The 23,382-nt window shown below is 40.3% G+C and carries 28 protein-coding genes, 1 tRNA gene and 1 riboswitch; of the genes, 21 read left to right on the forward strand and 8 right to left on the reverse strand.

All coding sequences use genetic code 11. From position 1 onward, the window contains the following. Positions 1–21 precede the first annotated feature (21 nt). The 15 genes from BMX30_RS00005 (at position 22) to BMX30_RS00075 (ending at position 13,968) form a co-directional block, all read left to right on the forward strand. Positions 22–95, forward strand: a tRNA-Ile gene (locus BMX30_RS00005). 221 nt (positions 96–316) lie between these two features. Continuing rightward, a riboswitch (cobalamin riboswitch) is annotated at positions 317–515 on the forward strand. A 144-nt stretch (positions 516–659) separates the two neighbouring features. Then, positions 660–1,637: an ABC transporter substrate-binding protein gene (locus tag BMX30_RS00010; protein ID WP_090739897.1), complete on the forward strand. Its 978-nt coding sequence runs from the start codon at positions 660–662 to the stop codon at positions 1,635–1,637. Continuing rightward, complete coding sequence (locus tag BMX30_RS00015) at positions 1,600–2,658, forward strand: FecCD family ABC transporter permease (protein ID WP_090739899.1); 1,059 nt, start codon at positions 1,600–1,602, stop codon at positions 2,656–2,658. Before BMX30_RS00010 ends, BMX30_RS00015 begins: the two co-directional genes overlap by 38 nt. Positions 2,659–2,661: 3 nt before the next feature. Continuing rightward, positions 2,662–4,131 (forward strand): adenosylcobinamide amidohydrolase, encoded by a 1,470-nt coding sequence (locus BMX30_RS00020; RefSeq protein WP_090739901.1) that lies wholly within the window; start codon positions 2,662–2,664, stop codon positions 4,129–4,131. After that, positions 4,128–5,111: an adenosylcobinamide-phosphate synthase CbiB gene (cbiB, locus tag BMX30_RS00025; protein WP_090739903.1), complete on the forward strand. Its 984-nt coding sequence runs from the start codon at positions 4,128–4,130 to the stop codon at positions 5,109–5,111. Before BMX30_RS00020 ends, cbiB begins: the two co-directional genes overlap by 4 nt. Continuing rightward, entirely contained in the window at positions 5,068–6,156 is a 1,089-nt protein-coding gene (gene cobD, locus BMX30_RS00030) for a threonine-phosphate decarboxylase CobD (protein WP_090739905.1), read from the forward strand. Before cbiB ends, cobD begins: the two co-directional genes overlap by 44 nt. Continuing rightward, entirely contained in the window at positions 6,126–6,728 is a 603-nt protein-coding gene (locus BMX30_RS00035; RefSeq protein ID WP_090739907.1) for a bifunctional adenosylcobinamide kinase/adenosylcobinamide-phosphate guanylyltransferase, read from the forward strand. Before cobD ends, BMX30_RS00035 begins: the two co-directional genes overlap by 31 nt. A gap of 112 nt (positions 6,729–6,840) precedes the next feature. Next, the gene (cobS, locus tag BMX30_RS00040) at positions 6,841–7,635 is read left to right on the forward strand and encodes an adenosylcobinamide-GDP ribazoletransferase (RefSeq protein ID WP_090739909.1); all 795 of its coding nucleotides are present in this window, start codon (positions 6,841–6,843) and stop codon (positions 7,633–7,635) included. Further along, positions 7,593–8,210 (forward strand): histidine phosphatase family protein, encoded by a 618-nt coding sequence (locus tag BMX30_RS00045; RefSeq protein ID WP_090739911.1) that lies wholly within the window; start codon positions 7,593–7,595, stop codon positions 8,208–8,210. The genes cobS and BMX30_RS00045 overlap by 43 nt, the downstream gene beginning before the upstream one ends. Further along, a complete protein-coding gene (locus BMX30_RS00050) occupies positions 8,162–8,602 on the forward strand; it encodes a bifunctional adenosylcobinamide kinase/adenosylcobinamide-phosphate guanylyltransferase (RefSeq protein ID WP_090740832.1) in 441 nt (146 codons plus the stop codon). The genes BMX30_RS00045 and BMX30_RS00050 overlap by 49 nt, the downstream gene beginning before the upstream one ends. Before the next feature lie 42 nt (positions 8,603–8,644). After that, positions 8,645–9,238, forward strand: coding sequence for a cob(I)yrinic acid a,c-diamide adenosyltransferase (locus BMX30_RS00055; protein WP_090739914.1), 594 nt, complete (start codon positions 8,645–8,647; stop codon positions 9,236–9,238). Then, positions 9,231–9,722 (forward strand): ECF transporter S component, encoded by a 492-nt coding sequence (locus tag BMX30_RS00060; protein WP_244532465.1) that lies wholly within the window; start codon positions 9,231–9,233, stop codon positions 9,720–9,722. Before BMX30_RS00055 ends, BMX30_RS00060 begins: the two co-directional genes overlap by 8 nt. A gap of 8 nt (positions 9,723–9,730) precedes the next feature. Then, positions 9,731–10,450, forward strand: coding sequence for an ATP-binding protein (locus tag BMX30_RS00065; protein WP_342028051.1), 720 nt, complete (start codon positions 9,731–9,733; stop codon positions 10,448–10,450). After that, positions 10,443–11,051 (forward strand): histidine phosphatase family protein, encoded by a 609-nt coding sequence (locus tag BMX30_RS00070; RefSeq protein ID WP_090739920.1) that lies wholly within the window; start codon positions 10,443–10,445, stop codon positions 11,049–11,051. The genes BMX30_RS00065 and BMX30_RS00070 overlap by 8 nt, the downstream gene beginning before the upstream one ends. A gap of 211 nt (positions 11,052–11,262) precedes the next feature. Continuing rightward, positions 11,263–13,968 carry a PAS domain S-box protein gene (locus BMX30_RS00075; RefSeq protein WP_090739922.1) on the forward strand — a complete coding sequence of 902 codons (2,706 nt, stop codon included), beginning with the start codon at positions 11,263–11,265 and terminating at the stop codon, positions 13,966–13,968. A gap of 184 nt (positions 13,969–14,152) precedes the next feature. Here the strand turns inward: BMX30_RS00075 and BMX30_RS00080 are convergent, their stop codons facing one another. Continuing rightward, positions 14,153–14,734 carry a hypothetical protein gene (locus tag BMX30_RS00080; protein WP_090739924.1) on the reverse strand — a complete coding sequence of 194 codons (582 nt, stop codon included), beginning with the start codon at positions 14,732–14,734 and terminating at the stop codon, positions 14,153–14,155. 196 nt (positions 14,735–14,930) lie between these two features. On the opposite strand from BMX30_RS00080, the gene BMX30_RS00085 reads away from it, so the two are divergent. After that, on the forward strand, positions 14,931–15,485 hold the full coding sequence (locus BMX30_RS00085) for an HD domain-containing protein (RefSeq protein WP_090739926.1): 555 nt from the start codon (positions 14,931–14,933) through the stop codon (positions 15,483–15,485). A gap of 51 nt (positions 15,486–15,536) precedes the next feature. After that, positions 15,537–16,562: an ADP-ribosylglycohydrolase family protein gene (locus BMX30_RS00090; protein ID WP_090739929.1), complete on the forward strand. Its 1,026-nt coding sequence runs from the start codon at positions 15,537–15,539 to the stop codon at positions 16,560–16,562. Between the two features lie 69 nt (positions 16,563–16,631). Here the strand turns inward: BMX30_RS00090 and BMX30_RS00095 are convergent, their stop codons facing one another. Then, positions 16,632–16,811: an H-type small acid-soluble spore protein gene (locus BMX30_RS00095; protein WP_090739931.1), complete on the reverse strand. Its 180-nt coding sequence runs from the start codon at positions 16,809–16,811 to the stop codon at positions 16,632–16,634. A 162-nt stretch (positions 16,812–16,973) separates the two neighbouring features. Continuing rightward, positions 16,974–17,324, reverse strand: coding sequence for an ASCH domain-containing protein (locus BMX30_RS00100; protein ID WP_090739934.1), 351 nt, complete (start codon positions 17,322–17,324; stop codon positions 16,974–16,976). 156 nt (positions 17,325–17,480) lie between these two features. On the opposite strand from BMX30_RS00100, the gene BMX30_RS00105 reads away from it, so the two are divergent. Continuing rightward, the gene (locus BMX30_RS00105) at positions 17,481–17,858 is read left to right on the forward strand and encodes a PH domain-containing protein (protein WP_090739937.1); all 378 of its coding nucleotides are present in this window, start codon (positions 17,481–17,483) and stop codon (positions 17,856–17,858) included. Between the two features lie 33 nt (positions 17,859–17,891). On the opposite strand, the gene BMX30_RS00110 is transcribed toward BMX30_RS00105, so the two are convergent. The 5 genes from BMX30_RS00110 to BMX30_RS00130 all read right to left on the reverse strand — a co-directional run bounded on the left by BMX30_RS00110 (position 17,892) and on the right by BMX30_RS00130 (position 20,800). Continuing rightward, positions 17,892–18,737: a manganese catalase gene (locus BMX30_RS00110; RefSeq protein WP_090739939.1), complete on the reverse strand. Its 846-nt coding sequence runs from the start codon at positions 18,735–18,737 to the stop codon at positions 17,892–17,894. Positions 18,738–18,917: 180 nt separating this feature from the next. Further along, complete coding sequence (locus BMX30_RS00115) at positions 18,918–19,211, reverse strand: YetF domain-containing protein (protein ID WP_090739941.1); 294 nt, start codon at positions 19,209–19,211, stop codon at positions 18,918–18,920. Positions 19,212–19,255: 44 nt separating this feature from the next. Further along, positions 19,256–19,948 carry a DUF421 domain-containing protein gene (locus BMX30_RS00120; RefSeq protein WP_090739944.1) on the reverse strand — a complete coding sequence of 231 codons (693 nt, stop codon included), beginning with the start codon at positions 19,946–19,948 and terminating at the stop codon, positions 19,256–19,258. 191 nt (positions 19,949–20,139) lie between these two features. Further along, positions 20,140–20,490: a spore coat protein gene (locus BMX30_RS00125; RefSeq protein WP_090739946.1), complete on the reverse strand. Its 351-nt coding sequence runs from the start codon at positions 20,488–20,490 to the stop codon at positions 20,140–20,142. A gap of 19 nt (positions 20,491–20,509) precedes the next feature. After that, complete coding sequence (locus tag BMX30_RS00130; protein WP_090739948.1) at positions 20,510–20,800, reverse strand: ferritin family protein; 291 nt, start codon at positions 20,798–20,800, stop codon at positions 20,510–20,512. Between the two features lie 366 nt (positions 20,801–21,166). On the opposite strand from BMX30_RS00130, the gene BMX30_RS00135 reads away from it, so the two are divergent. From BMX30_RS00135 to BMX30_RS00145, 3 genes are all read left to right on the forward strand, one after another. Further along, a complete protein-coding gene (locus tag BMX30_RS00135; protein WP_090739950.1) occupies positions 21,167–21,451 on the forward strand; it encodes a YhdT family protein in 285 nt (94 codons plus the stop codon). Further along, positions 21,448–22,893 carry a sodium/pantothenate symporter gene (gene panF / locus BMX30_RS00140; RefSeq protein WP_090739952.1) on the forward strand — a complete coding sequence of 482 codons (1,446 nt, stop codon included), beginning with the start codon at positions 21,448–21,450 and terminating at the stop codon, positions 22,891–22,893. The genes BMX30_RS00135 and panF overlap by 4 nt, the downstream gene beginning before the upstream one ends. Before the next feature lie 89 nt (positions 22,894–22,982). Continuing rightward, on the forward strand, positions 22,983–23,360 hold the full coding sequence (locus BMX30_RS00145; RefSeq protein WP_090739954.1) for a MazG nucleotide pyrophosphohydrolase domain-containing protein: 378 nt from the start codon (positions 22,983–22,985) through the stop codon (positions 23,358–23,360). Positions 23,361–23,382: the final 22 nt, after the last annotated feature.

Genomic DNA, 23,382 nt, shown 5'->3' on the forward strand with positions numbered 1-23,382 from the left:
AACGAAATGCATAGACAATAGGGGCCTATAGCTCAGCTGGTTAGAGCGCACGCCTGATAAGCGTGAGGTCGGTGGTTCGAGTCCACTTAGGCCCATTTATAATAGGTTGCTTTAATACTCCATATATTTTCAGGGTGATTGCTTTATCGCAATCACCCTTTTTGTATATCGTTTTATTAGTAACGGCTCACCCTGTGTCATTTACTTATTCGCGTAGTTAATTACTGTATGAGGGCAATTCGACAATTTTTCGCAAATTTAGAAAAAAGTCTGTCCATTAAACTCCTTATAGGTGTATAATTCTTTTTAGCGGAAAATTTCATAATGAAGAATGGGTGTCTTTTAAAAAGATTGTATCTTTTTAAGACTTAATAGGGAAGTTGGTGAAATTCCAACGCGGTCCCGCCACTGTAAATGGGAGCTTATTGCATTAGCCACTGTACCATTAGGTATGGGAAGGCGCAAAACGAGCGATGACCATGAGCCAGGAGACCTGCCTGATTCTTTGCACCACAAACCTACGAGGATAGGAGGTGTTTGGCAGGATTACATACATACGTAAGTACCTATACAAACATCTCCATGTCTCTAGTGGAGATGTTTTTTTTGTAAAAAGGGAAGAAATAGAGATTCCCAATTACTAAATGGAGGAATGAAGGATGAAGAAGCTTTACACCTTATTATTTGCCTTATTATTGGCGGTGGGAATCCTCACTGGCTGCGGAGGTAGTCCTGAAGAGCCAACAGTCGAAACCCCAAATGAAGAGAATCAAGCTAGTGAACAAGAGGAAGCAAGTTTTCCTCTTACAATAACGGATGCCCTCGATAATGAGGTTGTCATTGAAGCAAAACCAGAGAAAATTGTGTCTTTAATCCCAAGCAATACTGAGATTGCATATGCATTAGGTTTAGGGGAACAAATTGTCGGGGTGTCTGATTTTGATAATTTCCCTGAAGAAGTAGTAGAAAAAGAAAAGATTGGTAATATGGAGATTAATATTGAAAAAATTATTTCTTTATCCCCTAATCTTGTTCTTGCTCATGCATCGAGTGCTCATAACTCAGAAGCTGGTCTACAGCAGCTAAAGGATGCAGGAATTGCTGTTCTGGTTGTAAACGATGCCCAAAATTTAGAGGATGTGTATAAAGGAATTCTTATGGTAGGAAGTGCGACAGGCGAGTTAGATGAGGCAGAAACAATTGTTGCTGATATGAAGGAAAAGATAGAAGAAATTCAAGCAAAAGTAAAAGAAATAAAAGAAACAGATCGTAAGACAGTGTTTGTTGAAGTGTCACCAGCACCTGAAATTTATTCTGTAGGTGCTAATACCTTTATGAATGAAATGCTCCAAATCATCAACGCTAAAAACGTAGTAAGCGAAGACGGTTGGCCGAAAATGGATCCGGAAGCAGTTATCGAGAGAAATCCGGATGTCATTATTACGACTCATGGATATTACACAGGCGATCCTGTAAGTGATGTGGTAAGTCGAGATGGCTGGCAGGATATTACAGCAGTTAAAAACGAGCAGGTTGTGGATGTCGATTCAGATATGGTTACCCGAACAGGTCCAAGGATTGCTCAAGGAGTAGAGGAAATTGCAAAAGCTGTTTACCCGGAAATTTTCAACCAATAAATATTTAGCTTATTTACTGGCTTCCGTATTTCTTTTAATGGCAATGCTATTAGGAATATCGATAGGTACGGTTTCCGTGCCTATCTTGGATATCATTGGAATCATTGGTGCTGAAATTTTCCGCTATTCACTAAATGAAAGCATTGATCCAATGCATAGCAATATCGTCATGAATATTCGGTTGCCACGGGTGATTTTGGCTGGGTTAGTTGGGGCGTCTCTCGCAATTGCGGGAGCCGCCTTTCAAGGTTTATTGAGAAACCCGTTAGCGGATCCCTATACCCTTGGTGTTTCCTCTGGTGCATCAGTTGGTGCGGTCATTACGCTTTTCTTTGGAGTTTCCATTCCACTAGCGGGAATGTTTACCCTACCAATATTAAGTATTACTTTCGCCTTTTTAACGATTATGATGGTATTATTTTTTGCTCGTAGAATTGACCGAGGAATGAAGGTAGAAACAATTATTTTAACCGGAATTATTTTCAGCTCGTTTTTAGGGGCATTTATTTCCTTGATGATTGCGCTGACCGGCGATGAATTAAGACAGATTATTGGTTGGCTCATGGGGAGTGTCTCGATGCGAGGATGGGACTACATTAACATCATCTTCCCATTCTTCTTAATTGGCTCATTCATTCTATTAATGAATGCTAAAGAAATAAATGCTATGTCTTTTGGAGAGGAAAGGGCCCAGCATATTGGTGTAAATGTTCAAAGGAGAAAAATGCTTGTCCTTATTGCGGGTTCCATATTAACTGGGGCTGCTGTTGCCGTTTCTGGGACCATCGGGTTTGTTGGACTAGTTATCCCACATTTAACGCGGCTATTATGGGGACCAGATCATCGCCATTTACTACCATTGTCTATTTTTACGGGAAGTGGATTTCTTATTTTAGCAGATTTAGTGGCACGCACGATTATATCGCCAACGGAACTCCCGATTGGTGTGATTACATCAATGATAGGAGCTCCCGTTTTTGCGGTCATTTTAATGAATAGACGGAAGGAAAGAAGAGGGTAAAGGATGCTTAAGATTCAACAATTGACAGGCGGATATACTGGAGAGGCTATCCTAAAAAATATCTCTTTTGAGGTTGAAAAAGGAGAATTATTTGGAATTCTGGGACCAAATGGGAGTGGGAAAACCACCCTGCTAAAAATGTTAAGCGGGGTACTTCCTTTCTCTAATGGTAATATTCTTTTAAAAGATAAACCACTAAAACAATATAGTGCAAGGGAACTAGCGAAAATTATCGCTGTCCTTCCACAGCATTCTAGTCAGGCGTTTTCTTATACCGTCAAAGAAACGGTGTCCCTTGGCAGGTATGCTCATCAACAAGGGTGGTTTCAAACATGGTCAGAAATGGATGAACAAATTGTTCGGCAGGTAATGGGACAAACGGGAGTTGCCCAGTTTGAAAATCAGGACATACAACTGCTTTCAGGTGGGGAGAGACAGCGAGTTTTTTTGGCGCAGGCTCTTGCACAAGAACCGGAGATTTTATTGTTGGATGAACCAACGAATCATCTTGACCTATCGTTTCAAAAGGATTTACTGGACCGATTAAAAGGATGGACAAATGAACGCAATTTGACGGTAATTTCCATTTTTCATGACTTGAATTTGGCCGGGTTATATTGTGACCGTCTCCTTCTCATGGAAAACGGGAAAATTAACCTGGACGATCTCCCAAATGAAGTGCTTCGTGAAGAAAGGATTCGAGCTGTTTATAAAACGAAAATACAAAAACAGTCACATCCAAAAGTACCTGCTCCGCAAATGGTGTTGTTACCAGAAATAAAGGATAATCAAACTGACGACGTCTCAATCGATGAAGCGCTCTTACAAATTTCAGGAGAGTATCTCGCTCTAAAGTCTCCAATTCCTCTTCGCACGATGTCTTCAGGAGTAGTTGGCTCTGGGACTGGTTGGCATAAAGTGTTTATCAACCGTCATGTTGATAAGAATTATCATTGTGATGATTATCGTGATGATATGGTTGCCTTTATAAAAGAGAATGACTTTGAACCAGGAGAAACGGTCGGAATGATGACGGCTGTTATGATCGAGGATGTTGACTATCAGCTATTACGAGATGTAGATTTTTCCGTGTTAATTGTCGTTACAGCAGGGGTTGGCAATGCCATCGATGCTTCAAGAAGTATGGAACATACCTTTCAGTTGTCCCCTGGGACAATCAATACGTGGGTGTTTGTCAATGGCCACTTGACCGAGGAAGCTTTTATCCAAAGTATCATGACAGCTACTGAAGCGAAAACAAAAGCCCTCCATGAACTTGAAGTAAGAGATAAGGTTACAGGTTCAATTGCAACTGGGACTTCAACGGACAGCATTTCGATTGCGGCTACGCAAAGGGGGCGTCACCTTGAGTTTGCTGGTACAATTACACCTCTAGGTAAGTTAATAGGTAAAGGCGTTTATGATTGTACGATTGAAGCCATTAAGAAAAGCCGACAAAGGGTGAAGATATGATTCTATATCATCTGATTGCTCTTACTTTTGCCGTTCTAATTGATCTCGTAGTTGGCGACCCACCAAATTGGCCTCATCCTGTAAAATGGTTTGGTTCCCTGATTAGTAAATTAGAGAATAGATGGAATAAAGGAGTGTATCAGAAAGAAAAGGGCCTCATGATGGTGCTAACGGTATTAGTTGTTGTAGGAGGGTCGTCGTTCCTACTTGTGGTTGGTGCTTATTCTATACACCCTTTGGTGGGGATCGGGATTGAAGCGATTTTAATTGCGACGACCATTGCCCAAAAGGGTTTAAAAGAAGCGGCGTTAACTATTTATAGGCCACTCGAAAGAAACAACCTTGCGGAGGCCCGTGTCAAGTTATCGTATATTGTTGGTCGAGATACCCAACATCTACAAGAAGAAGAAATCACAAGGGGTGCTGTTGAAACGGTTGCTGAAAATACGAGTGACGGAATTACTGCTCCTTTGTTTTGGGCGCTAATAGGGGGGGCTCCGTTTGCAATGGTGTACCGAGCGATCAATACATGCGATTCGATGGTGGGCTATAAGAACGAAAGATTTCGTGATTTTGGCTGGGCATCAGCAAGGTTTGATGATATCGTGAACTGGATTCCTAGCCGCCTGACATCCATGTGTATGCTAATAACTAATCAACCAGAGTTAATATCCCGCACAAGGGCTAGAAAAATAGTATGGAGGGATGCGAAAAAGCATCCTAGTCCCAATAGTGGCTGGGGAGAAGCAGCGGTTGCCGCAATCCTTGGTGTCCAGCTTGGGGGGATTAACTATTACAAAGGAGTCATTTCTAATCGAGCAAGGATGGGCGATCCAATAGTCCCATTAGAAAAGAATCATATTTTAAAAACCAACCAAATTGTGACGAGAACTTTACCATTCTACTTACTATTATTATGGACAGGAGGGGTATTGATTGAATTGGCCCGAACATGGATCAAATCCGCATTATTTATATGAAGCATTAAACAAGGAGTTTCCAGATAATAGGGTTGATTTCAGTGCCAACATTAATCCGCTTGGACCTCCACCACTAATCAAAGAAAATTGGAATTCTTTGTTGAGCACCATTAGTGATTACCCTGATCCAAATGGTATCGAGCTAAGAAAAAGGATTGCAAAAACGGAAGGATTGGATGAGAACCAGGTCCTTATTGGGAATGGTGGTGCCGAAATGATCTCACTTATTGGTCGGCTTCTTACTGGCCAACGGGCACTGATTGTGCAGCCCGCCTTTTCCGAATACGAGCAAGCCTGTCGGGTGAATGGTGCCATTGTAGATTATCACCAGTTAACATCAGGAAGCTGGGACCTAGATTTAGAGAGTTTGCACAAAAAACTGAGGGATACGGATGCGGTATTTATTTGTAATCCTAGCAATCCAACAGGAGTTTATTATTCCAAACCAGTTTTGATGGAATTACTTTTCGCCTGTAGAGAAAATAATTGTCTCCTTATAATTGACGAGGCATTTTACGATTTTATTTATTATTATGAATCTTTGGTTGAATACATAGAAGAGTTTCCTAATTTACTTATTATTCGTTCGATGACGAAAATGTATGCTATGCCTGGCTTGAGACTTGGCTATTTGCTAGCAGACGCAAGGGTAATTGAGAGGGTTGCGAAATTTCAGCCGCAATGGAGCATGAATGCGATTGCGCTGAAAGCAGGGGAATGGTGCCTAGAAAGTGAAATTTATAGAAAGGAAACAATAAATCTTATTGTACAGGAAAGAAAGCGACTCTTTGCTTTCTACCATGGTGTACAATTCAATGTCTCACCGTCTGAGACAAATTTTTATTTACTAAAGGATCCTGTTCTCGATGATCAGATTCCTTTATTTCGATTTTTACTTGATAAAGGCATTGTACCTAGACATACAATGAATTTCCCTGGCCTTGAGGGTAAATGGCTTCGGTTTGCGATTAAAGCTCCGGTTGAAAATGACCGATTGATGGAGGCGATTGTAGAGTGGCGGAACAATCATTCCTCATCTTTATAAGCGGTGGCGTTCGAAGTGGGAAAAGTCAGTTTGCGGAAAAGCTTGCGGTTGATTTATCAGGATTAACTCCAGATAGAACCGGTAATACTCCATATCAGCTACATTATATCGCCGCAGGTCAGGCAAGTGATGAAGAAATGAAAACGAGGATCTTACGACATCAAACAGATCGTCATTTTAGTGGACTAAATTGGATTACCTGGGAACAACCTACTGAGCTAACAAAGCTTTCCGAAGTGTTCAGTAAACATGATGTTGTGCTCCTAGATTGTTTAACGACCTTACTAAACAATGAATTTTTTAAAGAGGAAAACCTGTGGGGAAATATCCTGTTTCAAGAGCAGATAATGGCAGAGATACTCGAAGCTATCGAGAAGATTACGAGTTCTTGCCATGCTTTAATTGTTGTTAGCAATGAGGTTTTCTATGATACAAGCGGAGATCAAGAGCTCATTTATACATATAAAAAAATACTGGGAAAGCTTCATCAGAAAGTAGTCGCAAAGGCACAAAAGGCCTATCTTGTTGAATCCGGGATTCCTCTTTTAATGAAAGGGGGAAAGTCCATATGAAAGGAAATACGTTTCAAGGTAAATCATTTAATGGTGGTAATAGCATAGCTGTAACTCGGATCATTGGTGCGTATCGGCTCTATCTGAGAAAATATAATTGGAGAAGCATATCATGAAATGGCTTAAGGGTTTATTAATCAATTTTCAATTTTTCACAAGCATTCCAGTGCCTTTTACGATACCTATGGACCGAGAGCATTTGGGGAAGGCGATTAAGACCTTTCCTTTGCTTGGCTTGGTACAGGGGGGGCTTTATGCAGGTATTCTCTTTGCCCTGACCGAATGGACGATGTTTTCAAGTTTAACAGTGGCCATTGCACTTTGGTTAGCCGGAATTATTTTCACTGGTGGCATTCACCTTGATGGTTGGATGGATGCCAGCGATGCCTTTTTCTCGTACCGTGATCAAGAAAAACGTTTAGAAATAATGTCTGATCCAAGGTCTGGCGCTTTTGCGGTCTTGTCGGTCATTGTCTTGCTAGGTACGAGGTTCTTTTTTATATATGAAATTGTTTTAATGCATGAGCCGATAACCTATATATTAGTAGCATTCATTCCTATTTTAAGCAAAATGGTCATGGGGGTTCTTTTATTAACAATACCTTCAGCGAAAAAGGAAGGACTGGGGACGCTTTTTAAAGATGCAGCAACAGATAAGACGTTGCTTGTTTACCCCATTTATTTGGTTATATTTATTGCTGCTAGTATCGGATTCATTGGTGATGGGGCCATGTTTGGAATCTGTGCTATGATTCTGGCCGCATTTCTACTTATTATTTATTTAAAGAAGAAAACAATTAGCTGGTTTGGAGGTATGACAGGTGATGTTCTTGGAGCCAGTGTGGAAGGGACAGGACAGCTTTTATGGATGACATTGTGGTTATTACATTATTTCGCCATGGGGTAACCGAGGAAAATAAACGTCAAGCCTATTTAGGCTGGAATGATTCTCCGCTTCTCTTCGAAGAAAAAGAGAGGTTATCTAAATTGCAGCTTAGAGATGAAATGGTTTTTTCAAGTGATTTAGGTAGATGCTTGACGACCGCTGCCATTCTATTTCCTCGTACAACACCCGAAATAATAACAGAATTGCGTGAACTGCATTTTGGGGAATGGGAAGGGAAGACCTATTCAGAGTTAGTTCAGGATATTCTCTATGAACAATGGCTGAACGATTTTTATTCCGTAAGGCCACCTGAGGGTGAATCATTTCAGGAATTTGCTCTACGAGTAAATGGTGGTTGGGAGAAGGTAAAGAAGGACTTGGAAGAGAATAATCAGACTAGAGCTACAATCATTACCCATGGGGGAGTGATTAAATATTTATTGTCGCAACTTGCTCCAGAAGAGAAGGAGTTTCACGATTGGAAGGTTCCTCATGGAAATGGATTTGAACTTAAGTGGAACAAAGACCAATGGAGGAGGGGAGAGCGTTGCATTTCGTTACAGGAGGTGCCTTTAATGGCAAATCCAAATGGGTGAAAGAATATTATCAATTAAACAATACACATTATGAGTGGATATCTGCTTATCAGCGAAAGGCTGTTCCCGAAAAGTCGGAGAGACCCGGTAGCGGAAGCGTAATTGTTTTAGAAGGAATCGAAATGTGGGTAAAGGATTGGGTGGAAATATTTGAGGTTCATGAAATCCGTGAAAAATGGCAGGATCTACTACGGCAATGGGTAGAGTGGGAAAAGCAACACCCCTTGTGTAAGGTTATTATAATAGGAAATGACCTTTCTAAAGGGATTGTTCCAATTGATGCCAAACAAAGGAAATGGCGGGATGTAACGGGATGGATTTACCAAGATACGGTATCTGCATCACAGCGTGTCGATTTGGTTTGGTACGGGATAAATCAACAAATTGGATAGGCAAAAATAGCATCACATATTTTAGGAAAAGGGGAGATTGGAATGAAATTATATACAAGAACAGGGGATAAAGGAAAAACGAGCTTGATTGGGGGCCGAGTCGATAAGGATGATGTCCGTGTTGAGGCCTATGGAACAGTGGATGAAGTGAATTGCTTTGTTGGCCAGGCCGTGACACAGTTGAACTCGGATATTTTTCAAGATGTGTTAGCAGACCTTGAAAAAATTCAACATGAGCTTTTTGATTGCGGTGGGGATTTGGCCAATGTATCGAGTAAGCGTGAACTAAAACTGACAACAGAATCAATTGACTATCTTGAAAAACGGATTGATGAATTGATTGTCGAAGCTCCTGAACTTGAACGGTTTATTTTACCTGGCGGTGCTCCAGCAGCTGCATCCATTCATATTGCAAGAACAGTCACACGAAGAGCTGAGAGATTAGTTGTTACATTAAGTAAGACAGATAGTGAAGTTCCTGAAACAGCGCTCAAGTACTTAAATCGGTTATCTGATTACTTTTTTGCTTTAGCAAGGGTGATTAATTTTAGGTTGAATCAGAAGGATGTAGAGTATGTCCGTAGTGCGAAGGTTTTTCGTGATGGAAAGCGGAAGGAAGAAAAACAAGGTGAGTAAAAAAATCACACTGACTTCCCTTCTTATCGCGCTAACGGTGGTCGGAGCAACAATCAAGGTTCCAGCCATTATTGGGAGCGTGGCTTTCGATTCGTTTCCCGCTCTCCTTGCCGCTGCACTGTTGGGTGGCCCTGCTGGTGCTGTCGTGGCTGGTATGGGTCATTTGCTCTCCGCTTTGATGGGAGGTTTCCCCCTTGGTGCACTTCATGGACTGGTTGCTATTGAAATGGCCTTGCTCGCTTTTATCTTTTCGTTTTTTTACAGCTCAGGGAGAAGTTGGGTTGCAGCGATTCTTTTTGTATTAGGTAACACCTTTGCTGCCCCGCTTCCCTTTTTGTTTATAATGGGAGAAGCCTTTTACTTAGCGTTACTACCAAGTCTTTTTGTGGGTTCCTTATTAAACATGGCTATTGCTTTGGTGGCAATTCCTAGGTTAATAAGTATTCTTGGGCCGAGACTTTCAGAAGGTAAGGTTAACTTATGAGGGATGTTTTGTTTATTCCATTTAATCAGGAAGAAGAACTTGTCATCGCTAGTGACAACAGTGGCGCCATCGGGATGAAAGTAGACGACGAAGTCAAGGTCCCATACGAAACGGTTGCCTATTTCTCGTTTCGGGTGGCGGCAATGGAGTGTATCTCAGCAGGAGGGGAACCATTTGCTGTAACACTACAAAACTTTTGTGGAGAATTGGCATGGGAACACCTGAGGGCCGGAATTGAAGAAGGCCTAGAAGAGCTGGGACTAGCCGAAGTAGAAATTACGGGTAGCACAGAAAGTAATTTTAGCTTAAAACAGTCTGCGATTGGTGTAACAATCCTTGGAAAAAAGAAAATAAGCAAGCTAGACAAACAACTTAATTATTCACCTCAATTAGAAATAGCCGTCATTGGCTCACCGCTAGTGGGCAATGAGGTGATTGAAAAGGGGGCGGAAGTTGTCCCATTATCGACGTTTTATGAGATCAACTCTCTAGAGAACGTCAGCACTTTACCCGTAGGTTCAAAAGGAATCCTGTTTGAACTCAATCAATTGTTTAGCAATCTGAAATTTTCCGAGACTGATATAAACTCGAACATAGACCTTATGAAATCATCGGGACCATCAACGTGTTTTATCGTTGTTTATCCTATTGAAAAACAGGATGAAATTGAAGGGATAGCAGGCACTTTATTACATAAAGTTGTAGGAAGGAGGAGCTCTCATGCTTAAGGTATATGTAGTCCGTCACGGTGAAACGGAGTGGAATGCAGAGAAACGAACCCAAGGACGGTTGGATTCAAAGCTAACCGAAAAAGGGAAGAGAGATGCCAATTTATTAGGGGAGCGCTTAAAGGGGGTCAACTTTACTCGGATATTCAGCTCGCCAAGTAACAGGACCATGGAAACAGCAAAACGTGTAAAGGGTACGAGGTCAACTCCAATTGAGACGGATGAAAGATTATATGAAATCGATTTAGGAGCCTGGCAAGGAAAAACAGAAGAAGAGATAAAAACACAGTATCCGGAGCAGTTTCATTTTTATTGGAATGAGCCACAGCGGTTTGAAAATATACTCGGAGAAAATTTCTTGGACGTTAAAAAAAGAATTGAGAAATTTTTTAATGAACTTGAGAGAGAGACCCCTACTGGCAATTTACTCGTGATCACCCATGGAGTAGTTATTAAGTCTTTGTACAGCCTCTGTAGAAATGCTGATGTGGAAAAAATATGGGACCCGCCCTTTATACACGGGACTAGTTTGACAGTTATAGAGATTCATGATGGCGTTAAAAAAATTATGCTTGAAGGATGTATAAGCCATAGCAGCTAGACTTGTATTTAGAGTCTAGTTTTTTTATGTTCGATATGTTGGAGGACTAGTTCATCAAACTCTAAGCAGGATTTTAAAATCCTAAGTAAATCTCTTAAAAATGATGATATAATACCTTCATGTGATAAAAATACAATATGATTAATATTCTTATCATTTATATAAATGTTATCCAACAACAAGGAGACTGTTTTTTTAGGAGAGAGGTACAATGGTAATCTTTTACGAGAAGGCGCATTACGGTGGTCCTGTACGCACTGTTTCAATAGATGAAATGAAATCAATGCTAGATTTGCATTCTTTTCTGCTAGGAATGATTACGCGAGGGGATTCTTTGTCCCAAATTTTAGAGACATTATCTTTAACACTCGAAGAGCACTTTAAACGGAAAATGCATTGTTCGATTCTGTTAGCAGCAGAGGAAAATAACCTAACCGTTGGCTCAGCTCCAAATCTTCCAAATGAATTTAGTGAGATGCTTCATCCGGTCAAAATAGGGCCATCTGAGGGTTCATGCGGAACAGCTGTTTATCGAAATGAACCAGTAATTACAATAGATATCGAAAAGGACCCTTTATGGGACAATTATCGTGATAGGGTGTCAAAGTTTGGAATCAAGGCTTGCTGGTCCATCCCAATTTCAATTGGTGATCAAGTAATGGGGAGTTTTGCCGTATATCATACAGAAATTTGTAGGCCGACGGAATATGAATTTGAGATCCTTAAAACCTGTGCAAATTTGGCTGGATTCGCGATTGAGCGGGATAAGAGGATTCAGCTGGAAAAGCAGTTGAAAGAAAGTGAACAGCGCTTTAAATCATTATTTGACCATTATCCTGAATCCATCCATATGATTTCATTAGAGGGGGATTTTTTAGGATGTAACGATAAAGCCCTTTCAGTGTTCGGGTATGAACCGCAAGAGTTTGCAGGGAAAAAGTTCCACTCTTTCGTACTTGAAGAAAATAAACAGGTTATAACTGCATTTAATAAAGCAATCGAAGGAAACGTTCATCATTGTCAATGTAAAACCATTCATAAAAACGGAAACGCGCTCTTTATTAATCTGACCTTTTTACCGATTCTCGTAAAGGATAGCGTAGTAGGAGTATACGGTATTGCTCGGGATGTTACCTATGAGAAGCTTCTAGAACAGGAGTTGTCCGTTAGCCATAAGGAAATTGAACATATTCTAAAAAATCACCAAGGAATGATTTTTAAATATAAAAAAGAAAATGGTCAGTTTATTCATACGTTTGGAGCAGGGCAATTATTTGACCGACTTGGAATGCCTTTAGAAGAATTTACTGGTAAAACATTAGCTGATATTCTACCGGCCGATGAGGTAGCTCGTAAGATTGTTTATTATGAGAAGGCGTGGAAAGGCTTACAAACAAGCTACGAGGCTAGTGTAAGGGATATAGATTATGTAGCAACTTTACGGCCTATCTTTGAAGAAGGGAAAGTCACTGAGGTCATTGTTTCTTGTAGTGATATTACCGAACTGAAAAAAACGCATGATGATCTTAGAAAAACACAGGAACTGATGGAATCCTTTGTCCATAATACAGGCGATGCGATTGCTACAATGGACATAGAAGGGAAACTAACTTTTGCCAATCAAGCTTATGTGGAAATGTTCGGATATCCTAAAGGAGAAAATTGCATTCCGAGTATACCGGATAATTATCGCAACGAATATCGGCTCCTTTTAGATACAGTTAAAAATGGTACAAAGGTAAAGGGGCATGAGACAGTACGTAAAAGGCTAGATGGGGATATCGTTCCTGTAAGCGTCACATATGCTCCCTTAAAGGATAAAAACGGTTCATTTAATGGGTTTTCCGCTATTATTCGCGATATAACTGAGCAGAAACGAATAGAAAAGGAGCTAGAAGAAAACAAGCAACGTTACCAATCGTTATTTTTTTCTAATCCTGATTTAGTTTACAGCCTTGATTTGGAAGGCGTCATCACGAATATTAACCCTTCAGTTCAGAGGTTAATCGGGTATTCTCCCGAACAAATCATAGGGGAAAACTTTCGTCTCTTCGTTAATGATCAATCTCTATGTCATACGGAGGCAAGGTTTAAGGAGACGATGAAAGGGATTCCACAGACCTACGAAACGGGGCTTTTCCATAAGAACGGCCAAACTGGTTTCTTTCATATAACAAATCTACCTATTATTGTGAATAATCAAATCGTTGGTGTATACGGGATAGCAAAGGATATTTCTGAGATAAAAAAAGCGGAAGAATATCTCCGGAAATCAGATCGTTTATCTGCGATTGGTCAGTTAGCCGCGGGAATTGCTCATGAAATACGAAATCCGCTTACTTCCATAAAAGGTTTCTTGCAGTTCCTACAGGAAAAAAGCCAAAATCAGGAATACTTTGAGATTATGCTCCGTGAAATCGACCGGATTGAATTAATTACAAATGAGTTTCTTATTCTAGCAAAACCACAAGCCAAAAAATATAGCCAGACATCAATCAAGTCTATCCTGCATGGCTTCCTTCCATTGGTGGAAACACAAGCGAACTTGAGCAATATTGCGATTAAAACGGAAATCGATGAACTGATTCCTGCCATATATTGTGACCCTAACCAAATTAAACAGGTATTCCTAAATATAATGAAGAATTCAATTGAATCAATGCCGGAAGGCGGAAAAATTAAGATTAGGGTAATGAAGAAAGACGGCCATATAAAAATATTAATTGAGGATAGCGGCTGTGGCATTCCACCTGAGCGATTAAAGCGGATTGGTGAACCGTTTTATAGTACGAAGGAAAAGGGAACAGGTCTTGGGCTGATGATTATTTTTAAAATAATAAAAGAGCATAAAGGAAGTATTCAGATTAACAGTGAATTGAATGAAGGGACCCAGGTGGAAATCTGTATTCCATACTAAGTAAAATCTGTTGCCTGCTGCGTCTCGCTAGGTGAGAGGAGGGGGAAATCTAGATATACTCTTATTTTCCTGTTCGTACCTTATCACTCGTATTAGTCCGCAATTTTTTTATACAGGGAACGATAATTTTATTATGTAAACTTATGAACTTGTGAGGGTGAAAAAGGGGGGATTCCCCTTTTCCCTACTCATTCGCTCTACCTCCAAGGGTTACGGTGACACTAACTTTTCCTTGCTGGTTTTTATTTACTATAACGACGAAATTCCCCGGCTCGTCCCCTCTAAAGCTTTGGCTAGAAACAGTATCCCTTAAAGATTCACTTCGATATTGAATAATTTCTTGGTCACTATCTTCATTTATTCTTTTTAATTCCATGGCGTCTGCTGGAATTCTTTCTCGTATATACGAATCCATTTGCTCTTCAGTCAAGGGATGTCCAGGTTTGTATGCAAACTGGTATTGAACATTTACCGCACGGTGTGTTTCGTACGTAACAATCATGAATTCTCCCTGATACCTGGCAATTTCCAAATCCCCATAGTTTTTGCCGTAAGCGTGATCAAACTGATGACGGGTAGCACCAATCCCAACTTCTTCTGAAATCAGAGAGGTGTTTTCAGGCTGATCTTGTGTTTTTGCGCGTATTTCTTCTCGTGAAGGGTTATTTAGGTCTTCGAGAATGACGATTTTTTCCTCATCGGCATTACAAGCCGTTAAAACGGCGAAAAGGATTAACGAAATGGCCAAGAACATCATTCTGTTCATTCAACGATCTTCCTTTCTAAATATTGTATTTTTTAGCATTCCCAAAATAAGACTGAGTATGAAAAGGATATCGAACCTCTTATTCTTGTTTAGACGTATTTTTCTGTCCCTAGTTATATTTCCAAAATGAATTACACAACACACAAAAGTGGTAAAATAAGTGAAAGAAGCAAATTTCGAGGGGGGATAATCTTAAATGGAACTTATAGAGAAAGCACTTCAAGTTGCGACGCAAGCTCATGATGGACAATATCGTAAAAATACAAAGATTCCTTATATCATGCACCCAGTAGCTGTAGGGATGATATTGATGAAGGCTGGCTATGAGGATAATTTGGTCGCGGCCGGAATCCTTCATGACACTGTAGAAGATACCTCTTTAACCTTAAATGAAATTAACCAATGGTTTGGGCCGAAAATAGCTGAAATTGTTGATGGGTGCTCAGAACCCAATAAGTCACTCAGTTGGGAGCAGAGAAAGGAACACACGATTCAATTTTTAGCATCAGCTCCTGAAGAAATTAGAATTGTAGCATGTGCAGATAAATTACATAATATTCGATCCATCTTACATGATTTTGTATTAGAGGGGGATGAAGTCTGGTCTCGCTTTAACCGGGGACGAGAGCATCAAGAATGGTATTATCGAAGCATAGTAAAAAGCCTTGGGCATAAATCGAAGTTTAAGCTGCTTGATTATTTGAATGCAGATGTGGATCAATTATTCGGCGTAAATCCGGAATTTAGATAAGAGAAGGGGATTTTTCCCTGGCTCAAATGATGAGAACATACGGAGGATAATATGCAGAATTTGTATCGAGGTTGTTTAATTGGCGGGGCTATTGGCGATGCACTTGGCTGGCCTGTAGAATTTATGAGGCTCGAGGAAATCAGAAACAAGTACGGGGAAGAAGGAATTAAGACTCTCGATATCCGTCCCGGTGGTCCTGCTGAAATAACGGATGACACGCAAATGACGATGTTTACGGCTGAAGGACTGCTTCGTGCAGAAAATCGGGGGAACAATAAAGGAATTGTCGATGTACCAACGATGGTTTATAAAAGTTATTTGCGTTGGTTGTCAACACAAGGGATTGAAACGGATGTAGAGAAGGATGGCTGGATTTATCCCATTAATGTTTTACATAATAGAAGGGCCCCTGGTAACACTTGTTTGAGTGCGTTGCATAGTGGGACCATTGGACAAGTTTCAACGCCAATCAACGACAGTAAAGGTTGTGGTGGTGTGATGCGGACCGCACCTGTTGGTTTACTTTATCCTAAGGAAAGAGCCTTTCAACTGGGAAGTGAACTAGCAGCGATTACTCATGGGCACCCTAGTGGATTTCTGTCTGCTGGTGGTCTGAGTTATATAATTGCAAGCATTCTTGAAACTAGAGATTTACCATTAGCGGTAGAGCGGATGGTGGAGGAATTAGCAAATTGGCCGAATCATGAGGAATGTAGCACACTGGTAGAAATGGCGCTGAAGCTTGCCTACTCTGATGTAGATGACGAAGAAGCCATTCGGACCTTAGGTGAAGGATGGGTTGGCGAAGAAGCATTGGCGATTTCGATTTTTTGCTCTCTAAGATATCAAGACGACTTTCAAAAAGCAGTCATAGCCTCTGTAAACCATAATGGCGATAGCGATAGTACGGGAGCAATTACTGGTAACATTTTGGGAGCCCTATTAGGGTTAGAGGGGATTCCAGTACAGTGGATAAAAGATGTTGAGCTTAAAGATGAAATCATACAGTTGGCGGACGATGTTTTGACTAGATATGAAGAGAGTGAATCCTGGCATAGAAAGTATCCTGGATGGTAAGGGGAAAATGGCACCCGGAGTCAATTTAGTCTCTAGTGCCATTTCTAATTAGGTGGCTTAAAGCTAGATTTATTCTTCCTTTAAATCATTGATAGGTACTGGCATTGGTTCATCCCGAGTATCTCTGCCCGTGACGGTTGCCATTTGCGATGAATCATCTACATTCTCAATCCAGACGGGTACTCCGTGATAGTTGACAGGAATTTCTGCTTTGGAAGATAAAATTTGTTTGACACGATTCAAGTCCATAAATAATCACCTCGAAATTTAGTTTCTTTGGAAGTCAAAGTAAAGCCCTAATATGAAACTAAACATTAGTATTTTCTATTTACCGTAGATTATCAGGAGTTTACATGTAAATTTATGTAAAGTGGCAGGCACCATCCAATTTCTGGATGGTGCCTGCATAGGTTATTGGGTGATTGGGCTAAATTCGTGGACCCAGACGACTGTTTCTGGATTCCATGTCATGCCGTGATGGGAGGATAAGACAGCCTTCTTATAGTCTTCTACTGTGCTAAACCCATCTTGAAGAACATCTTCATCCGTAAGGCTTCCTAACGTCATAGAGTAGACTCGGTTGATGACAAACTTTTTATTGCTAAGAGTGAATATTTCGCCGACATCGGCATAGCGACCATTTCTGCGGACAACGGTTCTAGTGCCATTAATTACATTTTCAATGTCTTGTGGTCTTACGACAAGACGCTCAATTGGACCCGTCTTTGGTGACAACTCGTTAAGTGTTTTTTGATTATCCATTGAAAAACCTCTTTCTATCTTAATTACCTTTATAATGTAACATAAAAAGAAATTAGATCAGGAAAGTACAAGCGAACATTTTATGAACAAACAAGAGGGATACTAATGTGGTAAGTAGAATATAAACAGTAATAAAGATGGGGAAGGTGGATGTAAATGGGATTCTTAGATGGTCTATTAGGGAATGTATCCGAGGTTGATGTCAAAGAGGTAGAGCGCGAATTAGAGATCATTGTTACCGATGATGAGCAGGTTGAGAAGGCCTATAAATTAATTCGTGATTTAATTGTGTTTACAAATCTACGCCTGATTTTAATTGATAAACAAGGAATGACAGGGAAGAAAGTGGAGTATCATTCTATTCCATATAAAAGCATTACCCATTTTAGTGTAGAAACAGCGGGCAGTTTCGATCTCGATGCAGAATTGAAGATTTGGCTATCCGGGTCACAACAGCCAATCTCCAAGCAGTTTAAAAAAGATAAAAATATCTATGACGTACAAAAGGCACTCGCAACATATATAGCAAAATAAAGAGAAGTTTGCCGGTTGGCAAACTTCTTTTATTTAGTGTGCAGATGGTGGTGGGGGCATATCGCTTGGAATGGTCCCGTGAACGTATAATGGAGCCGGCTTTAAAATCGGAATTTGTCCCATTGCTTCGGGGTCAGAAATGTATTCAAATTCACCCTTGCCATCAAAGCTCGGACCCGATGCCCAACGTCCTTTCTTGCTCTCATTCCCTTTTGAGAAATCCATAAAGGAGTATGAAACTTCTTGTTTTTCGTACTCAGTGTTAAAAGTACTTGGTACTACAGGTCCCTCACGTTCTTCTAATTCATGGATAGCAGCTAACCATTGATTCTGGTGCATCGTGTCTCTTGCAATTAAAAAGGAAAGCATATCGCGTACACCCGGGTCATCCGTGATTTCATAAAGACGGACTGCCTGTAGTCTACCTTGAGATTCTGCATTAAGATTCGCTCTAAAGTCGGCCAATAAGTTGCCGCTAGCAATTGTATAGCGAGCCGTCCAAGGATAACCTACACTATCATCTGGTTTAGCACCAAGACCACCGACAATCGCATGCTGTGGGTTCATTCCACCCATAACTGCGCCAATAACAGGATCCTTCGCTGCTTGTTCCTGTTCTTCGATTGGTGCATTATCAAGGAGCTGCGCAATCATTGTAGCTAACATTTCAACATGGGCAATTTCTTCTGTTCCAATGTCAAGAATCATGTCACGATATTTTTGGTCAGCACGGCAGTTCCAGCCTTGGAATAGATACTGCATCATAACGGAAATCTCACCAAACTGCCCACCTAAAATTTCTTGAAGTTTTTTCGCATAAACTGGATCTGGACGCTCTGGCTTTGCATTGTATTGAAGCTCTTTAATATGATAAAACATTTCAAATCCTCCATTTCATTACGCAGTCATTTTATTATTTCGTAATTTGGCCAGGAGTATGTGTGAATTAGTACGTAAGAAAGAGGAATCACTGTCTAGCTTGGAAATAAGGTTTTAGAATTTGCCCGTAAAACCACGTGGGCTTGCCCAGTGGAGTAAGTCAGAAAATCTCGAAGATGTCTAATGTAAAAGATTTTTACACTCATTAATAAACAATGACCCATCCTGTTGGACTTCAGCATGAATAACATCTGATACCGAGTGTATCCCAAGTTGTTTTAATTGCTGGTCAAGCCATTGTTCATCAAGGTTTAGCTTCTCTAAGTTAGTTGTATTGGTGACACCGTTAGAAATAACTTCCGTAGGGTATGGATAATGTATGTTTTCAAAATGGCTCATATCAATATAATCTGACTGGTATTTCGGTTGGAGAAAAGATTTGACCACTTGAACTAGTACTTGCTGCAAACCCATTAAATCACCACCTAATATTATTTTTAGAGAGGTATCTCAATCATCTAAGGAACAAAATCCTGCCGCTTATCGATATATAATGACCCATCCTGTTGGACCTCAGCGTAAAAAACTTCAGAGACCGAGTGAACTCCTGATTGTTGTAATTGTCTATGTAACCATTTTTTATCAAGGTTGAGTTTTGACAAATTATTTGTGTTAACAATACCGTCTGAAATGACTTCTGTTGGGACGGGGAAGTGTGTGTCTTCCTGTTTATCTTTTAAGTTGCTTCTATTCGTTTGGATGGATTCGTTTTTCATAACTGAAAGAGTACCGTCCACCTCAAAAATGGCGAACTTCACATCAGTTAGTGAAAAAACATCTTTCTCCCTAAGCATGGCACGAAGAGAATCGACGTCAAGTTGAACTTTCCTTAGGGCTCTTTCCATTATTCTCCCTTGTTTGATGACAATAACCGGATCGCCGTCAATAAATTTCCGGAAGGCCCTAGACTTCATGTCAATATATCCTATCAATAAGGTTAGTAGAGTCCATCCTACTAGGGCGAGGATTCCATTCCTTATGCTAAGCGAATGGTCAATAATGAGAGAGCCACCTAGAGTACCAATTGCCATAGCTGAAACAAAGTTAAATAAAGTTAACTGACTTATCTCTTTTCTCCCCATAAACATGGTCAACAATAACAAGGCGAAGAAGGAAACAGTCAACCGAATGAACAATTCTTGTAGCTCCACAAGAACTCCACCTTTCAGTGTAATGTTGCACAAAGAATCATAAAATCAGGATGAAAAGGGGGCCATTTTCTAAAAATGGTTGAATTGAGAACGATTTAGAAGGACATCGAAAAGATAAATGTAACGTGGCGAGCAAATCAGATGGTTATTAATAGAGGGGCTAGAGTGTAAAACTCTAGCCCATTTCAAGTTTATTGATACGGAAATTGCGAAGAGTAATTGCTAAACTGTTGATAGGCTTGGTCAATCGTTTGTTGTTTTTCAGCTTCTAGCTTATACACACCATTCTTAAACATCAGATTGAAAAGCTGACGACAGCTATCATGGGTCTCTTGAAGAATTTGAGTCATATCGTTATACAACTGGTCATGGCTGGCTTCACGAACGGCGATATTCAAACTATCTGTAATATATTTACAGGTACTTAGGCCATCGTTAATAAAATCCCGATCATTCATTTCAGGACCTTTAACTTGTGGCAAATCTAGGCCTTTTGGATTTTTAATCGTACTGCTGTTTTGCGATTGCTGTTGGTTTTGCATCCATTTTCACCTCGTTTTATTAATGCTGTTGGTTTTGGTTTTGATTCTGATTTGGACTAGGGACATTAGCCATAGTTGCATCGTTATTTGTCTGTAAGTGTGCCAATAATCTTTGATAGTGATTTTGATGCATTCTTCCTGCGTTGTCGAGAGCTTGTTTCATTTCCTGATCAGATACTTGCTGAGCAAGATGATGGAACTTTTTTAAAGCGAGTAGTTCCCAAGATAGGGCATCTTTCAAGTAAAGCATATCCTTAGTTGTAATAACTTGAGGAGGAGTTTGCATAGGTGCTTGTTGAGTATTATCCATAATTTCGCTCCTTGCATTGTAATATTTTGACAAGGTTAGAGTGAGCATATTCATGTGTAAATATTCGTAATTTGTGTGATTGAACACGTTTAAAATTTCTTAGGTAGTCTTTTTTTAGTTTCACCTAAGATCAAAATAGATCAACACAAGTGTCCTGAACTGTGATTAAACTAGCACCTTGTTTAAATAGCGCGCAAACAGATGCTTTCGTAGTAATAAGTAAATGGACAAGTGTCCACAGAGTAATGGAGACAAAAGCTGCTAAACTATTCAAAAAAAATAATACTATAATGTGGTGGTTTATATTAAAATACAAATGAACGTACTAGGATAGTTATATTTGAACAACGTGAAAGGAGTCAGGCAATGAAAAACGGAATCAGTGATAAAGATCCGCGCTTTAAAATAGCCCAAAGGGAAGCTTGGATTGGCGTTATTTTGGTAATTATTAATTTTGTTTGGTGGTTTGGGTTTGCGTACGGAATGGGTTCCGAATCTGTCGAAAGCTATACGTATATCTTCGGTTTGCCAGCTTGGTTTTTCTTCAGCTGTGTAGGTGGGTTTGTTTTAATGGTGATTTTAGTAATATTAGCCGTTAAGCTTCTTTTTAAAGAGGTCCCATTCGATGACGAAACGGAGGGGACAAGATGAACTGGGCGGTAATAATCCCTTTACTTCTTTTCTTAGTCATCATCTTTATTATTGGATTTTGGGCGAGTACTTACTTGAAGTCTTCGAGCTCATTTTTACAAGAATATTTTCTTGGTGGTCGTCAGCTCGGTGGATTTATTTTAGCGATGACGATGACAGCAACTTATGGTAGTGCGAGTAGCTTTATTGGTGGGCCTGGAGCTGCTTATACTCAAGGATTAGGCTGGGTATTGCTCTCCATGGCACAACTTGCAACTGGATATTTCGTTTTAATGATTCTAGGTAAGAAATTCGCTATTGTAACTCGGAAATACAAGGCGATAACACTTGTCGACTTTTTAAAAGAGCGATATCAAAGCAAATGGGTGGTACTTTTATCTGCTGCGAGTATTATCATTTTCTTGTTTTCAGCGATGGCTGCGCAATGGGTCGGTGGTGCTAGATTAATTGAATCACTAACTGGGCTTTCCTATACGAGTGCATTATTTATTTTTGCAGTATCTGTCCTTATTTATGTTATTATCGGTGGTTTTAGAGCGGTTGCACTCACGGATGCTGTGCAAGGGACGGTGATGTTTTTTGGGACGCTCATACTATTGGTGGCGACGATTATTGCTGGTGGAGGGATCTCGAACATCGTTTCGGATTTAACGGCAGAAAATCCAAACCTTATTACCCCATATGGTTTTGATGGCGGATTGACTCCATTATATGTCTCGTCTTTTTGGATCTTAGTCGGTGTCGGGGTAGTCGGACTTCCGCAAATAACGGTTCGAGCAATGTCTTATAAAAATGCAAAATCGATGCATCGAGCGATTATTATCGGAACGATTGTCATTGGGTTTATTATGTTAGGAATGCATTTAATCGGTGTGTTTGCTCGTCCAATATTGCCTGGAATAGAAGTAGGAGATACAGTCATGCCGTTATTGGCAATGGAAGTTCTCCCAGCTTGGCTCGCGGGACTCGTACTTGCAGCACCAATGGCTGCCATTATGTCAACGGTTGACTCTTTACTATTACTAGTTAGCTCGGCCGTTGTCAAAGATATCTATTTAAATTATATAAAACCTGATGCTAGCAACCAAACAGTGAAAAATATGAGTTTTGGAGTGACAACGATTCTTGGGGTTCTAGTCTTTTTAATGGCCCTTAGCCCTCCAGACTTAATTATTTGGTTAAACTTATTCTCGTTTGGTGGTCTTGAAGCGGCGTTTATTTGGCCAGTCGTCATGGGGTTGTATTGGCGCACCGGAAACAAATATGGTGCGATTTCCTCGATGATTGTAGGTGTTGGGTCTTATATTCTGTTCCACCTATACTTTCCTAATCCATTTGGAGTTCATACGGTTGTTCTACCTATTATTTTATCCCTTGTTGCTTTTATTGTGGGGAGCTTGGTGGGAAAACAACGGATTACGGAGTCGGTCAAGGTTGCATAAAAAGAAACGCTTGGAGTGGGTCCAGGCGTTTCTCTCTCTAATTTAGTAAGTTATAAACCATAAACATTAAGAATTCGGAGGTCCATTAAATGAAAGAAGTACAAGCTTTTGCTGATACGTTTCAGAAAGAGATGGGGTGGGTGATTAGTGATGAGAGCTTTGAGAAGAGTAGGGCCTCCCTGCTAAACAATTATATGCTACTGACAACGGAAATGGCTGAAGTAGCTGAGGAGCTGCGCAAGGCGTTTAATATAGCCTACCGCTCCATTCAGAACGGGATGGAAGAGAAACAGGCGTTTGAAGAGGCAAAGGGTTTGGTGAAGGAAAATATCGGAAAAGAGCTCGCTGACTGTCTAGCCTATATAATGAAGTTTTATAATTATTTTGACATAGACGCCGAAGATAGCTTCTATCAAAAAATGGAGGAAGTGAAAAACCGGACGAATAAAGACGTAACCAGAAAATAGGATGGCACCATCCAGTTTGTGG

The organism is Mesobacillus persicus (assembly GCF_900109925.1).
In the GTDB taxonomy this organism is placed as follows: Bacteria; Bacillota; Bacilli; order Bacillales; family Cytobacillaceae; genus Mesobacillus_B; species Mesobacillus_B persicus.